Source organism: Agrobacterium larrymoorei (genome assembly GCF_013322225.1).
In the GTDB taxonomy this organism is placed as follows: Bacteria; Pseudomonadota; Alphaproteobacteria; order Rhizobiales; family Rhizobiaceae; genus Agrobacterium; species Agrobacterium larrymoorei_A.
The window spans coordinates 1-11,137 of record NZ_JAAMFB010000032.1 but is presented as its reverse complement, the minus strand read 5'-3'; the positions used below and the strand labels follow the sequence as shown (position 1 = coordinate 11,137).

At 54.9% G+C, this 11,137-nt stretch carries 7 protein-coding genes; 2 read left to right on the top strand and 5 right to left on the bottom strand.

What is annotated here, in order from left to right:
- Positions 1–6: 6 nt before the first annotated feature.
- Positions 7–1,995, top strand: a complete 1,989-nt coding sequence (locus tag G6L28_RS19980; RefSeq protein WP_174065856.1) for a site-specific DNA-methyltransferase — start codon at positions 7–9, stop codon at positions 1,993–1,995.
- Between the two features lie 11 nt (positions 1,996–2,006).
- Positions 2,007–5,036 carry a type III restriction-modification system endonuclease gene (locus tag G6L28_RS19975; RefSeq protein ID WP_174065855.1) on the top strand — a complete coding sequence of 1,010 codons (3,030 nt, stop codon included), beginning with the start codon at positions 2,007–2,009 and terminating at the stop codon, positions 5,034–5,036.
- A 150-nt stretch (positions 5,037–5,186) separates the two neighbouring features.
- Here the strand turns inward: G6L28_RS19975 and G6L28_RS19970 are convergent, their stop codons facing one another.
- The 5 genes from G6L28_RS19970 to G6L28_RS19950 all read right to left on the bottom strand — a co-directional run bounded on the left by G6L28_RS19970 (position 5,187) and on the right by G6L28_RS19950 (position 10,792).
- Entirely contained in the window at positions 5,187–7,028 is a 1,842-nt protein-coding gene (locus G6L28_RS19970) for an ATP-binding protein (RefSeq protein WP_174065853.1), read from the bottom strand.
- The gene (locus G6L28_RS19965; RefSeq protein WP_174065852.1) at positions 7,025–8,221 is read right to left on the bottom strand and encodes an SIR2 family protein; all 1,197 of its coding nucleotides are present in this window, start codon (positions 8,219–8,221) and stop codon (positions 7,025–7,027) included. The genes G6L28_RS19970 and G6L28_RS19965 overlap by 4 nt, the downstream gene beginning before the upstream one ends.
- A gap of 243 nt (positions 8,222–8,464) precedes the next feature.
- Positions 8,465–8,788: a hypothetical protein gene (locus G6L28_RS19960; protein ID WP_174065851.1), complete on the bottom strand. Its 324-nt coding sequence runs from the start codon at positions 8,786–8,788 to the stop codon at positions 8,465–8,467.
- Between the two features lie 485 nt (positions 8,789–9,273).
- Entirely contained in the window at positions 9,274–10,023 is a 750-nt protein-coding gene (locus G6L28_RS19955; RefSeq protein ID WP_174065850.1) for a hypothetical protein, read from the bottom strand.
- Positions 10,016–10,792, bottom strand: coding sequence for an AAA family ATPase (locus G6L28_RS19950; protein ID WP_174065848.1), 777 nt, complete (start codon positions 10,790–10,792; stop codon positions 10,016–10,018). The genes G6L28_RS19955 and G6L28_RS19950 overlap by 8 nt, the downstream gene beginning before the upstream one ends.
- Positions 10,793–11,137 lie beyond the last annotated feature (345 nt).

The window sequence follows — 11,137 nt, the reverse complement described above, 5'->3', positions numbered from 1 at the left end:
TGTGTAATGAAGAAGCTCGAACTCAACGATCCTGAAACCAAGAGTGCCGATATCGTCTCTGACAACATCACCGCTTTGAAGGCCGTCTTTCCGGACGCCTTCCGTGAGGGCAAAGTCGACTTCGATATTCTCAAGCAATTGCTTGGTGGTGCGCTTGATGAACGTGAAGAGAAGTATGGACTGAATTGGCATGGCAAGCGCCAGGCTCGGCAGATCGCATTAACTCCCTCCACGGGCACCTTGTTAGCCTGTCCTGACGAAAGCGTTGATTGGGATACGACCCAAAACCTAATGATCGAGGGCGACAACCTCGAAGTCCTGAAGCTTCTGCAGAAAAGCTATGCCGGTAAAATAAAGCTCATCTATATCGATCCCCCATATAACACGGGCAAAGATTTCATTTACCCCGACAACTTCCAAGACAGCATAAAGAACTACCTGAGCCTGACCGGACAGACAGACAGTGAGGGACGGAAGGCGACGTCTAACACGGAAAGTTCAGGACGTTTTCACACCGATTGGCTTTCAATGATGTATCCGCGCCTCAAGCTGGCACGCACTCTGTTGGCTCGCAATGGTGTCATTGTCATCTCAATCGATGACCGCGAACTCAGCAATCTACGCGCACTCTGTAACGAGATTTTCGGCGAAGAGAACACAGTTGGCGTCGTGGTCTGGAAAAATGCCACCGACAACAATCCGACGAACGTTGCAACCGAGCATGAATATCTGCTGTTTGTGGCAAGATCGAAGGAAGACATTGAAAAAGAATGGAAGTCTGCCGCATCAGACGTGAAGAAAGTACTTGTTAAGATCGGTGATGAGCTAACAAGCAGGTTGAAGGGTGAGCAGCTCAGCGCGGCGTACGACAAATGGTTTAGGGAACACAAAGCAGGATTGTGGCCACTTGACCGTTACAAATACATCGACGAGGGGGGCGTTTATACCGGAAGCCAGAGCGTTCATAACCCTGGCAAAGAGGGTTATCGGTACGACGTTTTGCACCCCACGACCACGAAGCCCTGCAAACAACCGTTGATGGGGTATCGGTTTCCAAAGGAAACAATGGACGAGCTTCTCAGGCAAGGTCGAATCTTGTTTGGAGATGACGAAACAAAGATCATTGAGTTAAAAGTCTATGCTTCTGAATTCCAGGAAAAGCTCTCCAGTCTTCTGGAGCTCGACGGCCGCCTTGGAGCATATGATCTCAAAGAAGACTTTCCGGACGAGGTCAAAGTTTTCACGAACCCGAAGCCAGTTCGGCTCCTCAATTCTTTCTTCCCATATTTGCTCAAGTCGGATGGTGATACGGTCATCGATTTTTTCGCGGGATCGGCATCGAGTGGCCGCGCCTTATGGGAACTCAATCGCGATGGTGTGAAACGAAAGTTCGTTCTGGTTCAGCTTCCCGAGGAACTTGACGTCGAGGATAAACAACAAAAAGGTGCGGCCAGTTTTTGCGACAAGCTCGGTAGACCAAGAAATATAGCGGAATTGACGAAGGAACGGCTACGGCGAGTGAGCGCGCGCATTAAGCAGGATGAGCAGACGCTCGTCGGCGATCTAGGCTTCCGCGTTTATAAGCTTGCACAGTCAAATATACGTACCTGGCAGCCGGTATCGTCCGATCTCGAAGGGACCTTACTCGCCAATGCCGAGCATATTGTTCCGGGGCGTACCGAGCACGATATACTGTATGAACTTCTGCTCAAGCTCGGTCTCGAACTGTGCGTCCCCATCGAGACGCGGCAGATTGGAGGAAAGGCTGTTCACGCCATTGGCGGCGGCGCGTTGATCGCCTGCCTTGCAGATGGTCTCACCAAGGATGTCGTTGAAAGCCTTGCGGCAGGTATCGTCGCATGGTGGAAGGAGCTTGCCCCGGCTGTTGAAACCCGGATCGTCTTCAAGGACTCTGGCTTTTCCGACGATGTTGCCAAAACCAATATGGCAGCGATCCTCAATCAGAACGGCATTCTCGACGTGCGCAGTCTGTAAGGGAGGGCGGTATGAAGCTTCATTTTGAATCCGACCTCGACTACCAGAAGGCGGCGGTCGAGGCGGTGTGCCAGCTGTTTCGTGGGCAGGAGATAAACCGCACCGAATTTACCGTGACACGCCGCTCGGCTGGCGGCGTGCAGGGGGAACTAGGCTTTGTCGAGAATGCGCTTGGCATCGGTAACCGGCTGACGCTGCTCGACGACGAAATCATGTCCAACCTCAAGGACATCCAGCTCCGCAACGGGCTGGCTCCGTCTGGGTCGTTGACATCTGGCGATTTCACCGTGGAAATGGAGACCGGAACGGGTAAGACTTACGTCTATCTCCGGACGATCTTCGAATTGAACAAGCAGTTCGGCTTTACTAAGTTCGTGATCGTCGTGCCGTCGGTCGCCATTAAGGAAGGCGTCAACAAGACCCTCCAGATCACCGAGGACCATTTCAAGGCGCTCTATTCGGGGCAGCCTTACGACTATTTCCTCTACGACTCGTCCAAGCTTGGCCAGGTGCGCAATTTCGCGACCAGTCCGACCATTCAAATAATGGTGGTCACGGTCGGTGCCATCAACAAGCAGGAGGTAAACAACCTTTACAAGGACAGCGAGAAGACCGGCGGTGAAGCACCGATCGACCTGATCCGCGCTACGCGCCCGATCATCATCGTCGATGAACCCCAGAGCGTTGACGGTGGCCTTCAAGGCCGCGGCAAGCAGGCGCTCGACGCCATGAACCCGCTCTGCACCTTGCGCTATTCTGCAACCCACGTGAACAAGCATCACATGGTTTATCGGCTTGACGCCGTCGATGCCTATGACCGTAAGCTGGTGAAGCAGATCGAGGTCGCTTCGCTTGAAGTCGAGGGTGGTCATAACAGAGCGTATCTGCGGTTCTTGTCCGCCCGCAATGTGAGGGGAACAATTTCTGCGCGGGTTGAAGTTGACGTTCAGCGGAGCGGTCGCGTTCAACGCGAAGAAATCACCGTTCACGACGGTGACGACATAGAAGAGGTAACCGGCCGCGCGATCTACAAGGATTGCCGTATCGGCGAAATCCGCATTTCGGGCGCCGCGTCCTTTCTCGAGGTCAAAACGGCGGGTTCAGAGACTTTCCTGGAGCCAGGCCAAGCAATCGGTGATGTGGATGCCGATGCGATCAAGCGATTGATGATCCGCCGCACCATTCAGGAGCATCTGGAGAAGGAAAAGCGGCTCGCGCCTCTTGGGATCAAGGTCCTCAGCCTGTTCTTCATCGATTCCGTCGAGCACTACCGCTCCTACGATGACAACGGAAATGCGGTTAAGGGCAAATATGCGGCGATCTTCGAGGAAGAGTACCGCCGCGCGGCCAAACTCCCCGAGTTCGTGAGCCTGTTCAAGGAGGTGGACGTCACCTCTGACGCCCAGGAGGTGCATGACGGCTACTTCTCCATCGATAGAAACAAGCGCTGGACCGATACGGCTGAAAACAACCAGGCCAACCGGGACAGCGCGGAGCGTGCCTATAACCTGATTATGAAGGAAAAGGAGAAGCTGCTCAGCTTCGACACCAAGCTCAAGTTCATCTTTTCGCACTCGGCTCTCAAAGAAGGCTGGGATAACCCCAATGTCTTCCAGATTTGTGCGCTGCGCGAAATGGGCACTGAGCGGGAGCGCCGGCAGACGATCGGGCGCGGTCTCCGGCTCTGCGTCAACCAGCAAGGCGAGCGGCTGCGGGGCTTTGAGGTGAACACCCTGACGGTGATTGCCACCGAAAGTTACGAGGCCTTTGCCGAAAATCTTCAGAAGGAGATCGAGGCAGATACAGGTATCCGCTTCGGGATCGTCGAGGAGCATCTGTTCGCGAATATCCCTGTTGTCGCCGATAAGCCTTCACAGGGACCGGGGATGGAAGAGGAAGGCGCAGCCTACGACGCTGGTGTGCCGGAGGTGTTAGGATATGAACGCTCCTCGGACATCTATCGCCACCTACGTGCTTTGGACTTTATCGACCGAAGCGGCAAAGTGCAGGATAGCCTGAAAACCGCCATCAAGACTGGGACCCTTGCGCTGCCGGCCGGCCTGGAGCCATATCTCCCTGCCGTCACAGGTATCTTGCGTAAGGTGGCTGGCCGCCTGGAAGTCAAGAATGCCGACGAGCGCAAGCCGGTGGCCATTCGTAAGGAGGTTTTTCACAGCGAGGAGTTCCGTGCACTGTGGGATCGGATCAAGCATACGACGACCTACCGGGTGGAATTCGACAATGAGAAACTCATTGCTGATTGCGCGCGCAATATAGCCAATGGGCCACCGATCGCAAAGGCGCGTGTGACCGTACGGAAGGCCGATCTCGCGATCGGTCAGGGCGGCGTGCTTGCCAAGGAGACGTCGAGTTCTGGACCTATTGCCATCGACGAAGGCGACATCGTACTGCCCGACCTGTTGACCGATCTCCAGGACCGGACACAGCTCACGCGGCGCAGCCTCGTGACGATCCTGATCGAAAGCGGCCGGCTTTCGGACTTCAAGAGAAACCCGCAGGCCTTCATCGAACTGGCGGCTGATATCATTAATCGCACGAAGCGCTTGGCCTTGGTGGACGGCATCAAGTACCAGCGGATCGGTGACCAGGAATTCTACGCTCAGGAACTGTTCGAGCGAGAAGAGCTGACCGGTTATCTGAAGAACATGCTGACCAACACCCAGAAATCGGTTTACGAGCATGTCATTCACGACTCTGCGGGCGTGGAGCGAACTTTCGCCGAGCAGATGGAAAAGAACGATGCCGTGAAGGTCTATGCGAAGCTTCCGGGCTGGTTCAAGATTCCGACACCGCTTGGCACCTACAACCCGGACTGGGCCGTGTTGCTTGAGGTCGATGGACGGGAGCGGCTGTATTTCGTTGTTGAAACGAAGGCAAGTTTGTTCACCGACGATCTTCGTGATCAAGAGGCGGCGAAGATATCCTGTGGTGAGGCGCATTTCCGCGCGTTGGTGAGAGATAACAATCCGGCCAAATACGTCAAGGCGACGAAGCTTGAGGATGTGTTCGACCACGTTTAGGGGCGTGGTTTCATCGCGACGAAGACCTGCGGTTCCCGGTACTCTGAGTGTTCCGGGAGCGGCATGGAGCGGTGACGTCTATTCAGGCGCGCGCTCAAGACGCAGGTGTGGCACGAGCACTCTGAAGCGGAAATAATTTCCGCTTCACGTTCACGATCGAGACGACATCCGAGTAGCGATGACACCCAACGCTTCGGCGTTTGGAAATCCTTCTGCCCAACCTGCAGCAAAAGAAATGTCGTTGGAGTTTGGCCGCTTTTCTTTTGGCAAGTGGGTCAATTTGATCCTCGCTGGAAGGGCTGCGGCCTCTCCCACGAATAGTGCCTCGCGTCGCGGTAACGACGGAAGTAGCTTGATGAGACCGGCCATTGTGTCAGGCAGAAAGCGGCTCACATGCTCTTGGTCCCCGCCATTAGTCAGACGTAAGACTACCCACGAATTGCACTGCGAAAGGACCGTGCTCTCAACATCAGATGGGCGCTGGGACACGAGCATCAAGCCCATGCCGTATTTCCGGCCCTCACGAGCGATCCTGCGTATTGCCTCTTGCGCGGCGGCATATTGGGCCTCGCCGCGGTCGGGGACATATCGGTGAGCTTCTTCGCACACGATTAGAATAGGGTCCTTCTCCCGTTCTTCTCGTGTCTGCGCAAGCTTGTAGGAGAATAGTAGCCTAGCTATAGCAGCCGTCAACGGCCCAGCCACCTCGGTCGGAAGGCCAGAGATATCTATGATGCGAATAGGAGCGTCGGGTTTTTCGGCGTCGGCCCCAACGAACTGTGCAAGGACATCCGCGAGGCTTGGGTCGCCAGCAACATAGTTGCGCATCAAGAAGTCAATCCTGGCGTCCAAGCGCAAGACGGATAGCTTATCGAGTATTGACGCAAATTTCTGTTGATACTCGCTATCGGTTACGGGCTGCCAAGAGTTATTTTGTCTGCGATTATTCTGGCAGATTTCGATATGTCGTTTGAACTCTTCCAGATCAAAGGGGACTGGCCAGTCTCTATCGAATTCAGCGATCCTGGCGGGGTCCACATCTTCTGCGGGCCTGGGCACATCAGGGTGGCCCATAGCATCTGCTTTGCGATTGGTATCACTGGCGGCAGTAACGAGGTCAAGCATATGCATGCGCGCATGCGACAACGCTTTGTAGACCACGTTTGCTTGCGAGGTTGCTTCAAATTCTCCCTTTCCGACAACCATGCGCCGGAATTCATCGCTGGACATAAGCCAGTAGGGTAGCTTGATTTGACGAGTGCCTGCAGCCCCCTCATCGGCATCGTCGTATGCACGATAGACAATGGCTTTATCACCGAACGCCGCACCATATTCTCCGTGAGGATCGATAATGATCACTCTAGGAGCACAGGCTTGTCCGCCTTCGGCAGCTTTGTGGTCGAGGACCGCATGAAGTATCGCAGCGACTGCTGTGGATTTGCCTGAGCCGGTAGAACCCAGAACCGCTAGATGTTGCCCGAAGAGTTTATCCATGTCGGCGTGACACGCGACGCCTTCAGCTCCGACGTAACCACCGAAGCTGATGAAACGATCAGGACCCTCGCCGCCGTGCTTTTCAATTGCGGTATACAGGCGGCGTGTCTCAGAAGAGGTAACAAGGTATGCCGCTTGCAACGGGAGTGGCGAATTGCGTACACCCCTATCAAATGACAGAATCTCATCCGCCCTTTGCCAACGCGCCTCTCCAAAAAGATCGGCCTCAAGTACTCGACGATCCATAGCTTCGGCCGCCCCTTGCGCTGCAGCCTCCTCCTCGGTCTGCAACCGAAGGAGCCGCACCATGGCGAAGAGGACGGTTCGTCCCATATGCAGCTTGATCAGGCTGCCAATCTGACCGACGGAGTATACCGTTCCGCCGTGGGTTTGAACGAGCTCAGTTAAGCTACGCCGAAGGGATATCTTCAACGTCGTACCAGAGGTTTCAAAAACGGTGCCAATCTGAAGATTGGGATCAAGATCAAAGTCGCTCATTCGATCGCCTCAGCAATATCGGTCGGCAAGCCGTTCTCAAGTAATGACGTGGTTCCTCCAAAGCTCCACCAATCGCGGACGATACCGGACGTGGGTGGGAAGAATGGTCCGGCACTCCCCCGAAAGAGGCCGTCTTCCGCGAGAACGAATACCCTTTCACCCGCACTGCTTTCTCCCCAAGCCTTCAGCTTGGCGGAGCGGCTTTTGGAGAGCGCTACAAGGGTCGTCTTGCTGTCAACGTGGAGCAACTGATGTTCGATGATTGCATCAATGTGATCGTCACCAAACGAATATCCGCACACGAAGAGGACTTGCTGCCTTTCTGCAGACAGAAGACCGCGAAAACGTTGAAACAGAAAGCCAAATGGGTCTTCACGCGATGCCATGTATTTCGTCGACTGCGGATAAATGACTACGTTGCCATTGTTGTCAGAGCGATCGGGATAGGCGTCGTCATGGCGAACTCTGAAAACGCGCCCGTTCTCCTGACCACTCCTGTACCAGTCAATTGATCCGTGAAGCTTGGTTATCACAGCTTTAGCGCTGGCCGCGAGGCTAAGAGACTGCTCGTCCCACCCGGCTATAGCACCGCCCGAAAACCCATCAATGTAGGGAACGAGCTCGAGCGCCAGAGCATCCTCGAGAAGAGTGTCGTAATTCGTTGTGACGAACTGGATCGCCTCTCGGCGCTCATCAAGGCCGGCGCGATTGATTTTGTATAGTGCTCGAATGAAACGGCGGTGATGCTCGATCCGAACCATCGGATTTCCAGGTTTGCCTTCCTGTTCGGCGGATGTCCCAGAAGCAGGAATGTAGCCCCAACGCAACACGTCTCGGATGTGCCGTAGAATCGTATGGTGCGCCGCCTGCAGTTTTGCTTTTGGCACCCGCTCGCCATCCACGAAGGCCGATGCACCTTTTGCACGCTCGGCAAGCGCTACCAAATCACCGAAGTGACTGAGAACATGTTCAATGTGGAAGTCGTCAGGAAGATCGGCTCTCACCGCTTTGACCAGTTTGAAGGCCTCTGCACTCTCTGCGTTTTTTTCGAGGAGATGAAAAACACGGTCAGTGAGCGGATACATCAACGGTAACCCAGCATCGTAGCTGATACCAGCACCGGTAAGCCAAATCTGTCGTGGCGCACGGATATGGCGATCTAACTGACGCGCCGCTTCAACATCGGTACTCATGCTTCCCCCTAACTTTCCCCGACTGTTGATAACTGTTGGTTGAATCTCCTGCAACACTTAAACTTCATCAGAACGATGCTAGTTAAACTTTAATTCATCATTTCGATTCCCCTGCAAACGTCGTGATAAGAAGTAATGGGGAGAGTACGCTGGGAATTAAAGAACTTCGTTTGCAAAGCCACGTGTTAATTTTTATGTTGTACACGAAATGAATCCAACAACGCTCAATTATCAATACTTCCTTTAAGCTCGCAGAGAAACGAGATGCCATTTCGGCCGAAACGGAAACAGACCATCGGAGTACCGATCGGCCAGGTCCTCGAAAACGTCCTCGCTTTCTTTGACATCGAAGCCTTGGCGTTCGAGGTCTGAGACGATAGCCTCGGACAGCTTGTTCAAAGCGAGCCGGGCATCTTTCCGGCGTTGAGCTGCGACGATCATTTGCCATAAAAGCATCCTGGCTAGATCATCCCGAGACGGTCGGCGTCGGGCCTTGGCCTCGTCTCTAACTCTCTGCTGTCGCACTACCTGATCCGCGTTGCGCTGCTTCTTCGATTTCCTTGCCATTGCATTGTCTCCTTGGTTTGGAGCTCAGCGTCGCTACCGGCTGTGCAAGAAACAAGCTTAGCCGCCGACGTTGGCATTCCGGATGGTATGGCTGGATCGCCAACCCGCCAACCGTCGCTGCGCAAAGCCGGTTTGCAACGGAATCGGTGATCGAGACATTGGGAACGACGAAACTGGGTTATGAATCGCGGAAGGGTAAATTGAGATGATGTGTTTCAAATTGCCTGAAACGTAGAAGACGGTATCCATACTTTCATCTGGCGTGAGCCGAAGTGCGTGAACGTAAAACCACTTGCCGCCAGATCGGGATAACGCATCGAAACGGCGGGTTACCCAACCCGCCAAACGCTGTCGCGGCACGCGCTAGAATCGCAATTTCCTCAATGGGAATCGATCTCTGCGATTTCGGAGTCGGGATTCGGGAATTGGGAATCGGAGTGGCGCCGGTAGGAATCGTGGTTTCGGTGCCAGTCCGAATATTATCGTCAGTTTTCGGGTCGGTTGTTTGTCCCCAGAAGCCTCCTGAACTCCTCGCCGGTCATCACCCCTACACCCTTCAGCCGCTCGGCGATGGTGATCAAAGCTTTGCGTTGGCTTTCCAGCAGGTCTCGGGCTATCGCTTCGGCGGCTACCAGCCGGGCATTGACGCGATCCGCCAGATGCCGGTCGAGGCTTAGCTCGTTGATGGTGACAGCCGCCGACCGGTACAGAAGGGGTTGTTCATTCGAGAACCCGAGCCGGGTCTCGGCAGCTACTGCGTGGTCGGTTGCCATGGCGAGGTCGCTATCGTCATAGCCACCCGCGCCAGCAACTGTGTCGCCAAAGATCAGCAGCTCCGCCGTTCGTCCTGCAAGCATGCAGGCCACCTTACGCATCAACCAATCTTCGGTTTGTTCAAGGTGTTGATGCTGGCGACTGATGACCTGCCCCATTCCAGCGATCCCGATGCTGACGGTCATGACCTCGGCGATGCCTGTGTTCGAGAAGGCGATTGCATGACCGACCTCATGAATGGCGATGCGCCACCGCAAATCATCAGATAGTCGTGGCTGACCGGCGAGCAAAGCTTGCTCGATATCGATAAAGGTCAATGGCCGTCGTTGCCGTCTGCTTTTGCGTCGGACACCACGAACAAGCCGCTCGATATCGGCTCCGGTACTGCCCGTCGCCAAGAGTGCAAGGCGCTGAAGGAGGGATCGCTGCTCAGTCCCGATTGTATGGATCGCTTCAGACATCTTTGGTTGCTCCAGAAATGATCGAGTTAACCGCGCTGCCACCACCTTCAATAAGGTCCCCGCGCAGCAACCCCCCATTCGTTCCGATTAATGGCGCGGTGGACAACACGTTCCTAAGGTCAGCGCCAAGATGATAGGCCAGGATGTCGATCAAACCCTCCGTATCCGGCATGGGGATCGCGACGTGTTTTTCCAATCGGCCTGACCTGAGAAGGGCTGGATCAATCTTCTCGGGAAGGTTCGTCGCTGCCACGACGATGACGCCGTCGGTCTTGCTGGTTCCGTCGAGAAGTTCGAGCAGACGATTGATTAGAGACCGCCAATAGTCGTCGTGCTGCTCTCGGTTTCCACCAAAGCGACTTCCGATGTTGTCGATCTCATCGATAAACAAAATGACTGGTGCGTTTTTGCGCGCCAATTCGAAATCCCTGGTCATGCGCTTGAGAACATCGCCAAGGTAACCCGGCTCAAGCCATGACGCTACGGACGTTACGAGCAGCGGCACCTGCAACGTGTTGCATAGAGCGCGGGCATAGGTTGTCTTGCCGGTACCGGGCGGCCCGGACAGGATGATTTTCGTACTCATCTCATTCCAGGCCAGTTCGCCCTCGCGCCAGAGCGAAAGGTCTGTCTTCAGGTCGAGGGCCCATTCCCGCGCCTCGCCGTAACCAGATAGTGTTTCGACACGGAGCTGACCTACGAGATTGCGGTCGACGGCAGTCTGACCCAGATCGGCAACCACGCTCGGCTCTTCATCGGAGGTCTCCACGAGCTTTTCGGGCTGAACGATGTCGATACCATCCAGGGTGCCGGAAGGATCATCGCTGTCACCATCTGAACGGAGACCCTTGACCTTTGCTCGCCCTGACCGGTCACCGACACGCCGAGAGCCCAGTTCTTCGCCGTCATCATCAGACTTGCTGGACGCACGCGCCTGTTTACCTAGAACCTCGAGGATAGACAGGATTTGCTCCAGGCCACGTCCGGGTCGAACCGCTAGTGCAAGCGCGTCGATAGAGGTGGCTCAGTTTGTTTGAACAGTTTCGGGCGTTTCGCTAAGTGGATTTCCGCCTCGATTATGCCGCCACCATCATTGGCGTCAGCGCGTTGAAGT